This window comes from Oceanobacillus sp. CF4.6, from assembly GCF_051262635.1.
GTDB lineage: Bacteria > Bacillota > Bacilli > Bacillales > Amphibacillaceae > Oceanobacillus.
Genome location: NZ_JBIMEX010000007.1, coordinates 172683 through 189860, shown reverse-complemented (window position 1 = coordinate 189860; position 17178 = coordinate 172683). Strand labels below are relative to the sequence as shown.

Below are 17178 nucleotides of genomic sequence, written 5' to 3'. Positions count from 1 at the left end.
GTATTTTTTATTAATCTTCATCTGTTGTGTTATCTTCCGTATTCTCCGTCTTCTACTGTGTCTTCAGAGTCTTGAATAACTTCTTCATCTACTTTCTCTTCTACCGGTTGATCCTCAATTTCTTCTTCAACCTCTACTTTTTCTACTTTAGCGACGGTAGCAACTTCTTCACCATCCTGAAGTCGAATCAGATGGACACCTTTTGTATTACGACCAGTAGTGGAAATCTCTGATACCTGAATACGAATCAGTACTCCAGCTATAGTAATCATCATAAGATCTTCATCACCGGTAACGGCTTTTACAGCAACAACATCGCCAGTTTTTTCATCGAGTTTACAAGTGAAAACACCTTTTCCTCCACGATTTATACGGCGGTACTCAGATTCATTCGTTTGTTTTCCAAATCCCTTATTGGTAACATGAAGGATTTTCGAATCAGGTTCTATAATCTCCATGGAAACTACGATATCGTCACCTCTTAGTGAAATACCTTTAACACCAGCGGCAGTTCTTCCCATTGCACGCATCTGCGTTTCTTCAAATCGGATCAAATAGCCATTTTTCGTTGCAAGCATCATATCTTTTGTTCCATCGGTTAATCGAACAGAAATCAGCTCATCATCTTCCCGAAGGCCAACAGCAATTAATCCACCTTTACGAATATTAGCGAATTTGTCTAACGATGTCCGTTTTGCAATCCCATGTCTTGTTGTAAAGAATAAGAAGGATTCTGCATCATAATTACTTACAGAGATAACAGCATTGACCCATTCGCCTTTTTCTATTTGAAGCAAATTAATAATCGGAATTCCTTTTGCAGTACGACTATACTCTGGAACTTCATATCCTTTTGCCTTGTATACTTTACCTTTATTCGTAAAGAATAGCACCGTATCATGCGTAGATGTGGAAACGAGATGTTCTACGAAGTCATCTTCGTTTGTTCCCATACCTTGAATTCCACGACCGCCACGTTTTTGTGTGCGGTAGGTCGAAGCAGGCAGTCGCTTGATATAACCCTGATGTGTTAGCGTTATAACGATGTTCTCTACAGGGATTAAATCTTCATCCTCAAAGAATCCTGCGCCCCCAGCAACTATCTCAGTCCGACGTTTGTCATTAAAACGTTCTTTGATCTCACTGAGTTCTTCTCGAATAATTTCAAGAACTTTCTCTTCATTTGCCAAAATAGCCTTTAATTCAGCAATAAGCGTCATTAATTCACTGTATTCATTTTCTATTTTTTCGCGTTCTAAGCCTGTCAAACGTTGCAAACGCATATCTAAGATAGCTTGTGCTTGTTTTTCAGAAAGTTCAAAGCGCTCAATCAATCCTTCTCTTGCAATATCGGCTGTTTTTGAATTACGGATCAGCGAAATTACCTCATCCAAATGATCTAAGGCTATACGTAGGCCTTCTAAAATATGCGCACGTGCTTCTGCCTTTTTTAATTCAAAGGCTGTTCGTCGTCTGATCACTACTTTTTGATGATCTAAATAATGCACTAAACATTGTTTAATGGTTAGAACCTTTGGCTCACCATTGACAAGTGCTAGAGTATTAACACCAAATGTAGTCTGTAACGAGGTGAATTTATATAGATTATTCAGAATGACATTGGCATTTGCATCGCGGCGAATTTCCATGACAACACGCATTCCATCACGGGAAGATTCATCCCGTAAATCTGTGATTCCCTCAATTCTTTTGTCACGAACAAGCTCCGCTATTTTCTCAACCAGTCTAGCTTTGTTTACTTGGTAAGGCAATTCGGTAACAAGAATGGTCGACTTTCCATTTGCATGTTCCTCAATATCTACTTTCGCACGCATCGTAATGGAACCTTTTCCTGTTTCATATGCTTTACGGATACCACTTCTGCCGATGATGATTCCTGCTGTTGGAAAATCTGGTCCGGGAATATAATCTTCCATCAGTTCTTCAATTGTTATTTCTGGGTCTTTACTTATAGCTAAAACAGCATCAATTGTTTCACCTAAGTTATGAGGAGGGATATTGGTAGCCATCCCAACTGCAATCCCTGACGTTCCATTTACAAGTAAGTTAGGGAATCTAGCAGGGAATACAACTGGCTCGCGTTCAGAACCATCATAGTTATCCCTAAAATCAACGGTGTCTTTATTCAGATCACGTACTACTTCCATCGCAATTTTTGACATTCTAGCTTCTGTATAACGCATAGCTGCCGCTTGATCCCCATCAACAGATCCAAAGTTTCCGTGACCGTCTACAAGCATTTTCCGATAGCTAAAGTCTTGCGCCATACGAACCATTGTTTCATAAACAGCTGTATCACCATGTGGATGGTACTTACCAATAACTTCTCCAACGATACGGGCTGATTTTTTATGTGCCTTATCTGAGTGCATACCCAAATCATTCATAGCATACAAAATTCGACGATGTACTGGTTTCATTCCGTCGCGTACATCAGGCAAAGCCCTTGAGACAATAACACTCATTGAATAATCTAGAAAAGATGTACGCATTTCATTACTTATATTAACTTCCTGAACGTTTCGACGTTTTTCCTCCGCCATTTTAACTACCTCCCATTAGAAAAACACTTCCTATGCTTTCCTAGTAAGTAGTAAGAGATTTTAGAAAGGATTGTAACCTAGTAGCAAACGAGCTATTGTTATTTTTGATCCAAACATAGATTTCTTACCACTGACACTTTTTTCTTGCCTTCGCTATTCATTAGCACTAATAGATAGATGTGGATGCAACTAGGCATCCTTTTCTTACTATACAATCGTTTTGTTTTTCTTTAAATATCTAAATTTTTCACGTACTTTGCGTTTGCTTCAATATAGTTTCTCCTAGGTTCAACCTTATCGCCCATTAACATATCAAAGACCTGATCTGCTTCAATCGCATCCGCCAAGTCTACTTGCAGCAATGTACGCATTTCAGGGTCCATTGTAGTTTCCCATAGTTGATCCGCATCCATTTCACCAAGACCTTTATATCGTTGGATAGCTGGTTTAGGAGTTGCTGGGATCTCTTGTAAAATTTTGGTTAATTGATTGTCATTGTAGACATACTGTACTGATTTACCCTGCTTCACTTGATATAATGGTGGTTGAGCAATGTAAATATAGCCATATTCAATTAAAGGACGCATGTAACGGAAGAAAAATGTCAAAAGTAACGTACGAATATGTGCACCATCAACATCCGCATCTGTCATAATAACTACTTTATGATAACGGGCTTTTGCTATATCAAAATCTTCTCCAATGCCTGTACCAAGTGCTGTAATCATGGAACGAATTTCTGTATTAGATAATATTCGATCAAGGCGAGCTTTCTCTACATTTAAAATTTTCCCACGTAAAGGAAGAATTGCTTGAAAATGACGGTCTCTTCCCGATTTTGCAGAACCACCTGCAGAATTACCCTCAACAATATATAATTCACTAATGGAAGCATCTTTTGATGAGCAATCAGCTAATTTTCCGGGCAAGCTCGAAATTTCCAATGCACTTTTTCTTCGTGTTAATTCACGCGCTTTTTTTGCTGCAGACCGTGCACGTGAAGCCATCAGTCCCTTTTCAACAATTATTTTTGCAGTAGATGGGTTTTCATATAAAAATTTGGAAAATCGCTCACTGAAAACGGAATCTGTAATCGCCCGAACTTCACTATTTCCCAATTTTGTCTTTGTCTGGCCTTCAAATTGAGGATTTGGATGTTTAACAGATACAATCGCGACCAAACCTTCGCGTACATCTTCACCTGAAAGATTCGGATCATTATCCTTAAACAGACTCTTTTTCCGTGCATAATCATTAATCACACGTGTCAAACCACTTCGGAATCCAACTTCATGTGCTCCACCTTCATAGGTGTGAATATTATTCGCAAAGGAATAAAGACTGCTTGCAAATCCATCGTTATATTGAATAGCGACTTCAATAGCTATTCCTTGTTCTTCTCCCTCTGCATAAAAAGGCTCATGTAATACTTCTTTATTTTTGTTTATATACTCTACATAAGAGCTTACGCCACCTTCATAAAAATAAGTGATTGGCTCTTTATCAGAACGTTTATCTTCAATCGTTAATGTTAAACCTTTGTTCAAAAACGCTAATTCACGAATACGTTGCTCTAATGTATCAAAATTGTATTCAATTGTTTCTGTGAAAATTTCCTGGTCTGGTGTAAAGTGCGTAACCGTACCAGTAATATCTGTTTCACCTACAACTTCTATTTCTCCAAGCGGGGCACCTTTAGCGAAGCCTAGAAAGTAAACTTTGTTATCACGGTGGACATAAACCTCTAAATTGCTTGATAGTGCATTTACAACGGAGGCACCTACACCATGCAATCCACCGGAAACTTTATAGCCACCGCCACCAAACTTAGCACCAGCATGCAGAACCGTCATAATGACTTCAAGTGCTGGGCGACCGGTTTTTTTCTGAGTATCAACTGGAATTCCACGACCATTATCTTTAACAGTTATACTATTATCTTTTTCGATAATGATTTGAATATGATCACAATATCCTGCCAGTGCTTCATCAATACTATTATCGACAATTTCCCATACGAGATGGTGTAGTCCTTTTTCACTTGTTGAGCCAATATACATTCCTGGTCTTTTACGAACGGCTTCCAAGCCTTCCAATACCTGAATCTGATCGGCATCATATGCTTGATTTTCTGTTACCTTATCTTCCATCGACATATTCTCACACTCATTTCTATTGAAGTACGCTTGTCTTAATTGCTGCTGATTTCTTCAGAGTAGTCATCCAGTTTATTAATTGTTGAAATAATACTCGATCTCTTCTTTAGTGTGGAGACGGATAATGTGCTGTAGTAAATATAATCTTTTGTTATCATAACCGCTTTCGCATCTTTCTTCGGACCGATAACTTTCTTCTCCCGTTTGGATGCAGTCATCATTTCATCGATTATGACGGAGGAAGATATTAAGTTACAATCAATGATTGCAATAATCTCTTCCGACTGAATCACATTTCCATTTCCAATATGAATAAACATCATGTCAACTCCTATGTCAGGGTTTACCTGTCGACTTTTCCATCTGAAATCCGGAACAGTTCTGCTTGTTTTAATGTCTCATGATTAATTCCATCAACACTTGTGGTCGAAACAAATGTCTGAACACGGCCTTGAATCGTATTCAGTAAATGCGATTGTCTGAAGTCATCCAACTCACTTAGAACATCATCCAAAAGCAGAATTGGATATTCACCTACTTCTTGGTAAATGAGTTCAATTTCAGCCAATTTTACCGATAATGCTGTTGTCCGCTGCTGGCCCTGAGAACCATAAGTCTGAACATCTTTGCCATTTACATAGAAAAGAAGATCGTCTCTGTGGGGACCAATTAAGGTAGTTCCACGTTCAATTTCTTTTTGTTTAAGTTCATGAAACTTTTCAATATATATATTTCCTATTTTTTCCTTATTTGCTTCTTCTGATACTTCGATTGTGGCACTATAGCGAATTTCGAGACTTTCAAGTTCTCTGCTGATGCCATGATGAATAGGCCGAGCCCATTTTCGTAACAACTCCAAGAAAACAAACCGTCTTTCCAATAAAGTTGCGGCATGTTCAATTAACTGTTCAGTCAGCACGTCTAGCATAGTAAGATCGGGATTATCTTTTCGCTGCATTTGCTTTAATAAATGGTTTCGCTGTTTCAGTATTTTTTGATATTGTCCCAAGTGATAGATGTATCGCGGCTGAATTTGACCGAGCTCCATATCAATAAAACGTCTTCTGATCTGAGGTGGCCCTTTTACGAGAGTTAAATCTTCGGGCGCGAACATGACGACATTGATAGCGCCTATATAATCACTCAGACGCCTTTGTTCAAGTCGGTTTAGTTTGGCTTTTTTACCTTTTGAAGAAACAATGATTTCAAGTGGAATGGACTGCGTTCGTTTTGTTATTCTACCTTCTATTTTAGCATAATCTTTTTCCCATTGGATAAGCTCTTTTTCACGAGGGGTACGATGGGACTTCGTAAAGGCCAATACATAAATAGCTTCCATCAGGTTCGTTTTCCCTTGGGCGTTAGCACCTATGATTACATTCACTTTATCATCAAAAGAGATATCCAAAGTTTCATAATTACGGTAATTTTTTAATTGAAGTTGTTCTATGTGCATGCAAACTAATCCTCTTTAATTACGATATACGAACCTGTGCCTTCAACTTCAACCACATCTTTTGGGTATAGTTTACGGCCTCGTCGGTGTTCCAATTCACCATTAACCAATACTCCTACATCCGTGAGGAAGGATTTTACCATTCCACCGGATTCCAGTATATTAAGTAATTTAATAAATTGGCCTAACGTAATATACTCAGTATTTATTTCGATTTGTTCATGCAATATTATCACCAAATTCTGTATTATTTTATAGCAACGTATCTTTAAATGTCCTATAACCTATTTTACTAAAGTTTTAAGTGAAAGGGAAGGTAAGACCCTCAATTCAGATAAAAACGCGTAAATTAGCCTTATTTTTGATTTACAAGAAAAAAAGCTCTGTAAAAGAGCTTTTTTTCTAAGTGCCATATTATCTTATAACTTAATATGTTCTTACCGGAAGAATCAATTGTAATATCGAATCATCGTTTAATGGGCGAATTACGAAAGGTCGCATTGCTCCTGTAAATTCAATTGTCACATCATCGTATTCAATTGCTTTTAGAGCATCAATCATGTATTTGGAGCTGAAAGATATTTTCAGTTCTTCTCCTTCAATGAGTTCAACAGATATTTCTTCTACTACAGTTCCAACTTCAGGAGAATTACTAGAGATTTCAATAACAGAATCACCTTGTGTAAAGAGCCTTACCACATTATTGCGTTCTTCTTTGGCAAGAAGGGAGGCACGATCAATTGTGCTGAGCAGTTCTTTTGTCTTCACCTGGAGTTTTGTTTTACTTTGCTCAGGGATAAGACGTGACGTTTCCGGATAGTTCCCATCAAGCAGACGAGAAAGGAAATTTAAATGTTTTGTGCGGAATAAAATTTGGTTGTTTGTAACACTAATTTCCACTGTTTCTTCTGAATCATCAAGAATCTTATATAGTTCATTTAAACTTTTTCCTGGAACAACGACTTGTTGAAATTCAATATTCGCATCTGTTACAGGGATTTCCCTTTTAGCTAAACGATGACTGTCTGTTGCAGTAAACGATAATACGTTATTTGCTAATTTCAAATTAACTCCCGTTAGAATGGGCCTTGTTTCCATCGTTGAAACAGCAAATACCGTTTGTTTAATCATACTTTTTAATAATTCAATTGACATTTCAAAGCTGTTTTCAGTTTCTAGTTTTGGTAAATGTGGATATTCTTCTGCATCTTGACCATTTAAGTTAAATTCAGCTTTTCCGGATCTAATGGTTACTTTCAGATTGGCATCTACTTCAATTTCCACTGTTTTTTCTGGTAATTTACGTACAATATCAGGAAAATACTTTGCCTGTAAGATAATTGTTCCCTCTTCAATTTGCTCTACATGAACGACACCGTCTTCTTCGGCTGGTATGTATGACTCGATAGAAATATCGGAATCACTTCCTGTTAATGTTATGCCATGTTGTTTTGCCTCAATTTTCATTCCTGTCAGAATTGGAATTACGGTTCTGGATGAGATTGCTTTCATAACATCCTGTACACCTGCAATTAGTTGATCACGCTGAATTATAAATTTCATCAAAATATCCTCCTAATGGAAGTTCTTTTATTTATTATTGTATATAAAAAAATAGTAGTAATAGTACTAGAGCCTGTGAATATGTGGATAAGTGAATAATTACCATAATGGTTATAGTTTTCCACATGTGCATAACTTGTTTGTATGTTTGAACAGTTATTAACAGTATTCACATGTGGACAGTTCTTATAAAAAATCGGATTGCTAGCAAATGGGATAACCGTTTCTTGAACTTAATAAATCGATTTTAATTTTTCCTTAATATCCTCAATATCGCGATTAAAATCGGAATCCTGCTCCAATAACCTGGATATTTTCTCATGTGCATGGATAACCGTTGTATGATCTCTACCACCAAACTCTTCACCAATTTTAGGTAAAGAAAAGTCAGTTAGCTCTCTGGATAAATACATGGCTATTTGTCTCGGGTATGCAATTGATTTTGTCCGTTTCTTTGCTGAAAAGTCTTCCAGACGTATGTTATATCTTTCTCCTATAATTTCCTTAATACCCTGAATGGTAATGATCTTAGGTTTGCTGCTTGGGATTATATCCTTTAGAGCGTCAGCCGCCAGTGATGCATCAATATCCTGATTAACAAGTGAAGAATAAGCAACTACCCGAATTAGAGCACCTTCTAGTTCTCGAATATTCGTGTTAATTTGGTTGGCAATATAAAGCATGACTTCATTTGGAATATCAAGACCTTCAGCTTTTGCCTTTTTATTTAAAATAGCAATTCTTGTTTCCAAATCAGGTGGTGTGATATCGGTAATCAGTCCCCATTCAAATCGTGAACGCAGACGATCCTCCAATGTAGGGATTTCCTTTGGTGGACGATCACTGGAGATGATAATTTGTTTGCTTTCTTCGTGCAGCGCATTAAATGTATGGAAAAATTCCTCCTGGGTTGATTCTTTTCCAGCAATAAATTGAATATCATCGATTAGTAGGACATCAATCGTTCGATATTTGTTCCTAAAGTTATTTGATTTATTTTCCATAATGGCGTTGATAAATTCATTCGTGAACTTTTCAGAAGTAATATAAACGACTTTTGCATTTGGATTATGATCACGTACATAGTGTCCGATAGCATGCATTAAATGGGTTTTCCCAAGTCCAACGCCACCGTAAATAAAAAGCGGATTATAAGCCTTGGCAGGTGCTTCAGCTACAGCCAATGATGCAGCATGAGCGAATCGATTTCCTGCTCCAATTACAAAAGTATCAAATGTGTATTTGGAATTTAGCATTGATTTTGGTGTATCCGTGCTATTCATACTTGGTTTCGGTTTAGGCACTGGTTTTAGATCTTCTACTTCTATCGTTGAATCTGGAATAATAAATTTTGTATCCAATTTAGTACCAGTTACTTCATCAAGAATTTCAGAAATGAGTTCAGTATATTGATTTTCCAGCCAGTCTCTAGCAAATTCGTTTGGAGCGGAAATGATCAATGTATCTTTTTCAAGGGATTCTGCCTTCGTATTTTTTAACCAAGTATCAAAGCTGGGTTTGCTGATTCTCTCTTCTATTTTTTCTAATGTAGCAACCCAAAGTTCTTCGATGTTTTCCAAAATCGATGTCACTCCTTTCAAAATAATCTACAAAATAATAAAGCATAAAAAATAAAAAATAAAAACATTTAATACATAAGTCTGCCACGTCCTCCGGCGTTCAAGCGTAGTTGACTTCTTATAAACTCTAGATGATAAGTCAACATCGGTAAATGAAAAGGGATGACAGAAAAAGCCTCTCTCAATCTAAAGTAGATGGAAAGGCATATCATAATAGATCCTTCTATTTGATAGGGAATATAAAATTAAAGTTTTTTTTGCAGAAAATACTTGTGGATAGATAAAGGTGATAGATATAGGACTTGCAATTGTTACAAACGTTATCCACAACCCTGTTGAAAAAGTTATTAGGATGTGTGTGAACAAGTATCCACATCTTATCCACAGATTGTGCATAACTTTAAAAGTCGAATCTAGTTTCCACAGGTGAAAACATAAATATAATATCAAATTAAAGGTAATAAAGCAATGGTTTTAAGATAGTTATCCACATATTCTACTGCTTGTGTATTTAATCTATCCACACTACTATATTTTGTGATTAACTTGCAACCATCTATTGTGGATAGAAATATAAAGCATTTTTTTAATTAACTAGGTCTGTGGATAATTTATATTGAATAGGATGTTGACAAATGGTAGTAATATTTCGTATAATATCAAGGACTGTCTACTGGATTAGTTATTATTTAAATTTAGATACCGAAAAAGGGTTCCCTTGGGGAGGTGCAAGATACATGAAAAGAACATTTCAACCAAATAATCGTAAACGCAAAAAAGTACATGGCTTTCGCGCGCGCATGAGTACTAAAAACGGACGTAATCTTTTAGCTCGCCGTCGTCGTAAAGGAAGAAAAGTATTATCTGCATAGGCCACTGAAATATCAGTGGTTTTTTTCTGCTTTTTTAGTGGAATTGGAAAGAATAAAAGCAGCGATTCATGCTGCTTTTTACATAAAAACTTACAGGCTTGCAGGTGTAAGGCTGTAAGTAAAGGTGATAGAGATGAAAAAACAATTTCGTATTAAAAAGAATGAAGAGTTTCAATCCACATTTAAATATGGAAAGACCTTTGCCAACCGACAGCTTGTTATCTATTATTTGAAGAAAGAAGATCAGGAGCATTTTCGTGTAGGCCTTTCTGTCGGCAAAAAAATTGGGAACGCTGTAACTAGAAACAGAATTAAACGCTATCTGCGTCAGGCTTTTCAGGAACTGGGAGTTTCTATTCGCTATCCTCTAGACATTGTTATCATTGCAAGGAATCCTACGAAGGATATGGGCTATGAAGACATTAAAAAAAGTTTGACGCATCTGTTGTATAAAGAAAAATTATTAAAGAAATGAAAGAAAAATAAGTTTAGGATAGAATCTTGTACTTGTTTAGGATAAAATAACATATAGAATTGATGTTGGTTTTGTTAAGGAGGAAATAAATTGCGTAAAAAGTATTTATTGCTTATAACCATGATTGGTTTAGTAGCAATTCTTTCCGGTTGTATGGAAGTAGATCAGCCAATCACACCGGAAAGTGAAGGAATCTGGAATACAATCTTTGTTTATCCGCTATCATGGTTAATTATAAAAATAGCTGAATACTTTAATAATAGTTACGGGCTATCCATTATTATTGTGACGATTCTTGCTCGATTAATATTAATGCCATTGAATATTAAACAAATAAAAAGTTCAAAATCAATGCAGGATATTCAACCGAAACTTAAGGAAATTCAGAATAAACACAGTTCAAAAGATGCGAATACACAGCAGAAGCTGCAACAGGAAACAATGGAATTATTCAAAAAAAATGGTGTAAATCCGCTTGCAGGCTGTTTGCCAATATTTGTTCAGATGCCGATATTGATAGCGATGTACCATGCGATTATGCGTACAAATGAAATTAATTCCTACAGTTTCCTTTGGTTTGAACTAGGCTCACCGGACCCATACTTTATTTTACCGATATTGACTGCTACATTTACATTCCTGCAGCAGAAATTGATGATGTCAACGAATACTTCAATGAAAAATAATCCACAAATGGCAATTCAGATGCAGGTTATGTTATATGTAATGCCGATTATGATTGGTGTATTTGCCTTATTCTTCCCGGCTGCATTGGCATTATATTGGGTAACTGGGAACATCTTTATGGTTGTTCAGACACTTCTCATTAATAAACCAATGATGACGAACAAGTAATGGAGGAGACAAATAGTGAAAGAAATAACTGCTAGCGGACAAACAGTTGAAGAAGCGGTTCAATCAGCATTAGAGCAGTTAAACACCACGAAGGACCAAGTAGAGATCGATGTGATAGATGAAGGGAAAAAGGGTTTCTTTGGTATATTTGGTTCAAAACGCGCCATTGTCAAAGTCACACTTGCCAAAAACCCTGTTAAAGAAGCAGAAAAATTTATCAAAGAAGTAACAAGCAATATGAATCTAACTGTAGAACTCACGACTACTGTAAAGGGAAATCATGTTACTTATGAATTAGACGGCGAAAATATTGCAATCATCATAGGTAAACGTGGACAAACCCTTAATGCGCTGCAATATTTAGTTCATTTGGCTATTAATAAAGACAGTAAGGATTACTATACGGTCACTTTGGATGCTGAAGGCTACCGAAACCGTAGAAAAGAAACCCTTGAATCACTGGCTCTCAAAATGGCTGAGAAGGCAAAACGGATGAATAATAAAGTAGCTCTTGAGCCAATGCCGGCTTTTGAGCGTAAAATTATTCATAACGCACTTCAGAAAAAAGGGGATATTTCCACTTATTCTGATGGTGTAGAGCCTCATAGGCATATTGTAATAAAGCCATAAATCATAAAATAAAGAGACCCTGGATTTTTTTCAGGGTCTTTTTTTGATTAAATAACGCCAATTTGCACATAATATTAATATTAAATCCTTTTATGAATCATTTCTTGAATTTACAGCATACTAATTATATTCAATTAGAATTTCAAAAAGGAGTAAAAAACGTGCGAAATTTTTCTGGAAAGATATTTAGTGGAGAATTGGATCAATTACAAGATTCATTTTATCTAACCCAGGTTAAGAACCTCCAAACAGCATCAAATTTATCAGAGAGTAAATTAATGCAGCTTAATCAATATTTAAGCAATCAAGGTGAATCCTGTATGATTACAATTAATGATCAAATGCCAATTCTTTTGCAGGAAAAAGAAGTAGAAGAATTACTTGTTGATCTTGCAAGTATAATGGATGCTTTGAAGACCTCGTAAGGGAAGGAGAATGTGCTAAATGGATAAGAAAATAAATGAAAAAGCTAAGACTGTTGCTGACAAAACATATCAGTACTCCGACTACTATAGTAATGACCAGCTCTCCAAAGGTGTGGCTGTATCCCACGAACAGGTTTCTGATACGTATATGGAAGGAACCATTGACCGATTAGAAGGAAAAAATGGTCGTGATGATCATGCAGAAAGCGAAGAAATTCCAAGAAAGTAGTAAGAGACAATAAAAAATTATTGAAAAAAAGCGTAGTTATCTACGCTTTTTGTGTCTTTAAATATAAAAAAATAATTATTAACATGTGGATAATTATTTTTGTGTAAGAAAACACATTTTTTGTGTGGATAACTTTATTTTTATTGTAAATTATGTTATTCTATATTGTTAGTGACATTAAAAATATAAAACATATTTATTTATATAGATAGAGTAAGAAGAATGTTGGAGGTGACGGAGATGGAGACAGATACAATTACTGCAATATCAACCCCGATTGGTGAGGGTGCAATAGCCATTGTGAGGTTGAGTGGCCCGAAGGCAATTTCAATAACAACAGAGATCTTTAAAGGCAAAAACTTAACGGAAGTTGATTCGCATACGATTCATTACGGAAAGATTATAGAGCCACAGACAAATGAAATTGCTGAGGAAGTAATGGTTTCTGTAATGCGTGCACCAAAAACATTTACCCGTGAAGATGTTGTTGAAATAAATTGTCATGGTGGAATGGTTGCTGTTAATAGAGTACTGGAAATTATTTTAGCAAAAGGAGCACGACTGGCTGAACCAGGAGAATTTACAAAACGCGCATTTCTCCATGGTCGTATTGACTTATCCCAGGCGGAAGCTGTAATGGATTTAATTCGGGCTAAAACAGATAAAGCGATGTCTGTTGCACTTAAACAGATGGATGGGCGTTTATCGGGTTTAATCCGGCTACTGAGACAAGAATTATTGGAAACAGTTGCACATGTGGAAGTTAATATCGATTACCCTGAATATGATGATGTAGAAGAAATGACCCATGATATGATGCGTGTGAAAACGAAAGAAGTTCATGCTGAAATCGAACAGCTGCTAGGTGTTGCTAAACAAGGGAAAATTTTACGTGAAGGTCTTGCTACGGCAATTATAGGCAGACCAAATGTAGGAAAATCTTCATTAATGAATACACTTGTACAAGAAAATAAAGCAATTGTTACTGAAATTCCTGGTACGACCCGTGATATTATAGAAGAATATGTTAATGTCAGAGGGGTACCTTTACGATTAGTTGATACAGCTGGAATTCGTGAGACAGAAGATATAGTTGAACGAATTGGTGTGGAGCGCTCCAGAAAAGTATTGAAGGAGTCAGATCTAATTCTATTTGTTTTAAATTATAATGATGAAATTATTGATGAAGACTTGAAGTTATTCGAGGCGGTCAGTGGACTGGAATACATTCTTATTATAAATAAGACAGATCTGGATCAAAAGCTTGATATGGATAAAGTAAAAGAACTAGCAGGAAATAGACCAATTATTACCACTTCTTTAATAGAAGAAGAAGGGGTAGATGAACTGGAAAAGGCAATTGCTGAAACATTTTTTGCTGGAGATATTGATACAGGTGATATGACATATGTTTCCAATATAAGGCATATCCAACTGCTTAAGCAGGCGAAACAAGCGCTTGTGGAAGCTATGGAAGGTATTGAAATTGGCATGCCTATGGATATCGTTCAAATAGATGTTACTCGATCATGGGAATTTTTAGGGGAAATTATTGGAGATACTGCGAGTGACAGTTTAATTGATCAGTTATTTTCGCAGTTCTGTTTAGGTAAATAAATTAACAAAATTTGAAAGGATGAAATAAGATGACATACGATGCAGGTAAGTATGATGTAATCGTTATTGGTGCCGGTCATGCCGGAGTAGAAGCTAGTTATGCAGCTGCACGCATGGGCGCAAAAACATTAATGCTGACGTTGAATTTAGATATGATAGCCTTTATGCCGTGTAACCCATCAATTGGTGGGCCTGCAAAAGGAATTGTTGTACGTGAAATCGATGCCCTTGGTGGAATAATGGGCAAAGTGATAGATAAAAGCTATATTCAAATGAGAATGTTAAATACAGGGAAAGGCCCAGCTGTACAAGCATTACGTGCACAGGCTGACAAACCTATTTATATGAAAGAAATGAAAAGGTTAGTAGAAAATGAAGAGAATTTGACAGTTCGTCAAGGGATGGTTGATGAATTAATCGTTGAAGATGGCGTTTGTAAAGGGGTTATTACGGAATCAAAAACGGCTTACTATGCGGATGCGGTTATCGTAACAACTGGTACATTTATGCGTGGAAAAGTATTGATGGGTCATTTGGAATATGAAAGTGGACCAAATAACCAACGCGTTTCTGTTAATCTCTCTAAAAACCTGGAAGACTTAGGTTTTGATATAACGCGATTTAAAACAGGGACACCCCCACGTGTAAATAGTCATACCGTTGACTATTCAAAAACAGAGATTCAGCCTGGAGATGAAAATCCAAAGTATTTTTCCCATGATACAACTGATCAAATGGTAGAACAGCTTCCGTGTTGGCTAACCTATACAAATGAATTTACCCACGAGGTTATTAATAATAATCTAGGGCTTTCTGCGATGTATTCTGGTGCAAAACGTGGAGCGGGTGCACGTTATTGTCCATCCATTGAGGATAAAATTGTTCGTTTTAATGATAAGCCGCGCCATCAAATATTCCTTGAACCAGAGGGTAGGGATACGGAAGAAGTGTATGTACAAGGTTTGTCAACATCACTTCCTGAACATGTTCAGCATGAATTGCTTAAAACAATTCCAGGTCTTGAAAATGCTCAAATCATGCGCCCGGGTTACGCAATTGAATATGATGTTATCGTGCCGACCCAACTTTGGCCAACGTTAGAAACGAAAATAGTCCCTGGTTTGTATACAGCCGGGCAAATCAACGGAACTTCAGGATATGAGGAAGCTGCAGGCCAAGGCTTGATGGCAGGGATTAATGCTGCTGCTAAAATTCTTGGAAAAGATCCGGTCGTTTTAGACCGAGCGCAAGCATATATCGGTGTTATGATTGATGACCTTGTAACAAAAGGTACAAATGACCCGTATCGTTTGTTGACCTCACGTGCAGAATATAGATTGCTATTGCGTCATGACAATGCCGATATGCGACTTACTGAATTAGGGCATGCTCTTGGAATTGTTTCAGATGACCGTTATAATAAATTTGTTGAGAAAAAGCGTTTTGTTGAAGAAGAGAAAAAACGTCTGAGCAAAATTACAATTAAGCCAACAGATGAAGTTAATGAAATCATGGTAGAAGCCGGTGCTTCACCCTTAACAGAAGCGGTTAAAGCATATGATTTATTGAAACGCCCTGAGCTTAGTTATGAAATGATCGATCGGATGATTGAAAGTAATTCTGAAATTAATAATGAGGTAAAAGAACAAGTAGGAATTCAAATTAAGTACGAAGGTTATATTAAAAAGGCAAGAGAACAAGTAGAACGTATGCTAAAAATGGAAGATAAAAAGGTACCAATAGATATCGATTACGATGATATTCATGGGCTAGCAACGGAAGCGGTGGAAAAACTCAAAAAAGTTCGCCCACTGTCAGTAGGGCAAGCTTCCAGAATTTCAGGAGTCAACCCAGCAGACGTATCTATATTACTTGTTTATATTCAACAAGGAAGTATTGCTCGTATCGCAAACTAATTAAATGGATAAGACTTGAAAATAGCGGCGTATTAACATAATACGCTGCTATCTTTCAATTACTAAGAAGGAGATATCCTAATGAATCCAGAACAATTTGTAACCGCATTAAAAGAACAAGGAATTGAATTAAATAATTTCCAACAACAGCAATTCTCTATATATTTTAGAACATTGGTTGAAGGGAACGAAAAAATTAATTTAACTGCAATTACTGCTGAAGAAGAAGTTTATTTAAAGCACTTTTTTGACTGTATCACAGCATCCTTTTATTATGATATGAATAAGGAACTTCAAATTTGTGATGTCGGAGCAGGTGCAGGATTTCCAAGTATTCCATTAAAAATATGTTTTCCTCAATTGAAGGTAACGATTGTTGATTCACTTCAAAAAAGAATTGGTTTCCTTAATCATTTAGCAGCCGAGCTTAAATTGTCAGATGTGGCTTTCTATCATGATCGGGCAGAAAATTTTGGAAAAAACAGTCAATTCCGGGAGACGTATGATGTTGTAACAGCAAGGGCAGTAGCTCGAATGTCTGTACTTAGTGAATTATGCTTGCCACTAGTAAAGAAAGATGGCGTTTTTATAGCAATGAAAGGTTCCCAGGCTAAGAATGAACTTCAAGATGGAAAAAATGCAATTGAATTGATGGGTGGAGAAACAGCTGCGTTCCACACCTTTAAACTTCCTCAAGAAGAAAGTGAGCGTTCTATTGTTATTATAAATAAAAAGAGAAAAACTCCAAAGAAATATCCAAGAAAAGCAGGTCTGCCAAATAAAGAACCCATAGAATGATTCCTTATTTTTATGCTTGAACTAAATAAATAGTAAAAGCAT

General features: G+C 36.5%; 16 protein-coding genes. 9 read left to right on the top strand and 7 right to left on the bottom strand.

Annotated features, from left to right (window positions below):
- Positions 1-29 precede the first annotated feature (29 nt).
- From gyrA to dnaA, 7 genes are all read right to left on the bottom strand, one after another.
- Positions 30-2564, bottom strand: coding sequence for a DNA gyrase subunit A (gene gyrA, locus ACHABU_RS12725; RefSeq protein ID WP_435765275.1), 2535 nt, complete (start codon positions 2562-2564; stop codon positions 30-32).
- Positions 2565-2794: 230 nt separating this feature from the next.
- Positions 2795-4720, bottom strand: coding sequence for a DNA topoisomerase (ATP-hydrolyzing) subunit B (gene gyrB, locus ACHABU_RS12720; RefSeq protein ID WP_435765274.1), 1926 nt, complete (start codon positions 4718-4720; stop codon positions 2795-2797).
- Positions 4721-4755: 35 nt separating this feature from the next.
- Complete coding sequence (gene remB / locus ACHABU_RS12715; protein ID WP_379496676.1) at positions 4756-5040, bottom strand: extracellular matrix regulator RemB; 285 nt, start codon at positions 5038-5040, stop codon at positions 4756-4758.
- A 23-nt stretch (positions 5041-5063) separates the two neighbouring features.
- Positions 5064-6176, bottom strand: a complete 1113-nt coding sequence (gene recF, locus ACHABU_RS12710) for a DNA replication/repair protein RecF (protein ID WP_435765273.1) — start codon at positions 6174-6176, stop codon at positions 5064-5066.
- A 5-nt stretch (positions 6177-6181) separates the two neighbouring features.
- Positions 6182-6403 (bottom strand): S4 domain-containing protein YaaA, encoded by a 222-nt coding sequence (yaaA, locus tag ACHABU_RS12705; RefSeq protein WP_435765272.1) that lies wholly within the window; start codon positions 6401-6403, stop codon positions 6182-6184.
- A gap of 199 nt (positions 6404-6602) precedes the next feature.
- The gene (gene dnaN / locus ACHABU_RS12700; RefSeq protein ID WP_435765271.1) at positions 6603-7739 is read right to left on the bottom strand and encodes a DNA polymerase III subunit beta; all 1137 of its coding nucleotides are present in this window, start codon (positions 7737-7739) and stop codon (positions 6603-6605) included.
- A 233-nt stretch (positions 7740-7972) separates the two neighbouring features.
- Entirely contained in the window at positions 7973-9319 is a 1347-nt protein-coding gene (dnaA, locus tag ACHABU_RS12695) for a chromosomal replication initiator protein DnaA (protein WP_435765270.1), read from the bottom strand.
- A 737-nt stretch (positions 9320-10056) separates the two neighbouring features.
- On the opposite strand from dnaA, the gene rpmH reads away from it, so the two are divergent.
- From rpmH to rsmG, 9 genes are all read left to right on the top strand, one after another.
- Complete coding sequence (gene rpmH / locus ACHABU_RS12690) at positions 10057-10191, top strand: 50S ribosomal protein L34 (RefSeq protein ID WP_435765269.1); 135 nt, start codon at positions 10057-10059, stop codon at positions 10189-10191.
- A gap of 133 nt (positions 10192-10324) precedes the next feature.
- Positions 10325-10666, top strand: coding sequence for a ribonuclease P protein component (rnpA, locus tag ACHABU_RS12685; RefSeq protein ID WP_435765268.1), 342 nt, complete (start codon positions 10325-10327; stop codon positions 10664-10666).
- 120 nt (positions 10667-10786) lie between these two features.
- Positions 10787-11521 (top strand): membrane protein insertase YidC, encoded by a 735-nt coding sequence (gene yidC / locus ACHABU_RS12680; protein WP_435765291.1) that lies wholly within the window; start codon positions 10787-10789, stop codon positions 11519-11521.
- Between the two features lie 15 nt (positions 11522-11536).
- Positions 11537-12151: an RNA-binding cell elongation regulator Jag/EloR gene (jag, locus tag ACHABU_RS12675; protein WP_435765267.1), complete on the top strand. Its 615-nt coding sequence runs from the start codon at positions 11537-11539 to the stop codon at positions 12149-12151.
- 161 nt (positions 12152-12312) lie between these two features.
- On the top strand, positions 12313-12576 hold the full coding sequence (locus ACHABU_RS12670) for a hypothetical protein (protein WP_435765266.1): 264 nt from the start codon (positions 12313-12315) through the stop codon (positions 12574-12576).
- Positions 12577-12595: 19 nt separating this feature from the next.
- Positions 12596-12805, top strand: coding sequence for a YozQ family protein (locus ACHABU_RS12665; protein ID WP_435765265.1), 210 nt, complete (start codon positions 12596-12598; stop codon positions 12803-12805).
- A 240-nt stretch (positions 12806-13045) separates the two neighbouring features.
- Positions 13046-14422, top strand: a complete 1377-nt coding sequence (mnmE, locus tag ACHABU_RS12660) for a tRNA uridine-5-carboxymethylaminomethyl(34) synthesis GTPase MnmE (RefSeq protein ID WP_435765264.1) — start codon at positions 13046-13048, stop codon at positions 14420-14422.
- A gap of 29 nt (positions 14423-14451) precedes the next feature.
- Complete coding sequence (gene mnmG, locus ACHABU_RS12655) at positions 14452-16338, top strand: tRNA uridine-5-carboxymethylaminomethyl(34) synthesis enzyme MnmG (RefSeq protein ID WP_435765263.1); 1887 nt, start codon at positions 14452-14454, stop codon at positions 16336-16338.
- 81 nt (positions 16339-16419) lie between these two features.
- Positions 16420-17136 carry a 16S rRNA (guanine(527)-N(7))-methyltransferase RsmG gene (gene rsmG, locus ACHABU_RS12650; protein ID WP_435765262.1) on the top strand — a complete coding sequence of 239 codons (717 nt, stop codon included), beginning with the start codon at positions 16420-16422 and terminating at the stop codon, positions 17134-17136.
- Positions 17137-17178: the final 42 nt, after the last annotated feature.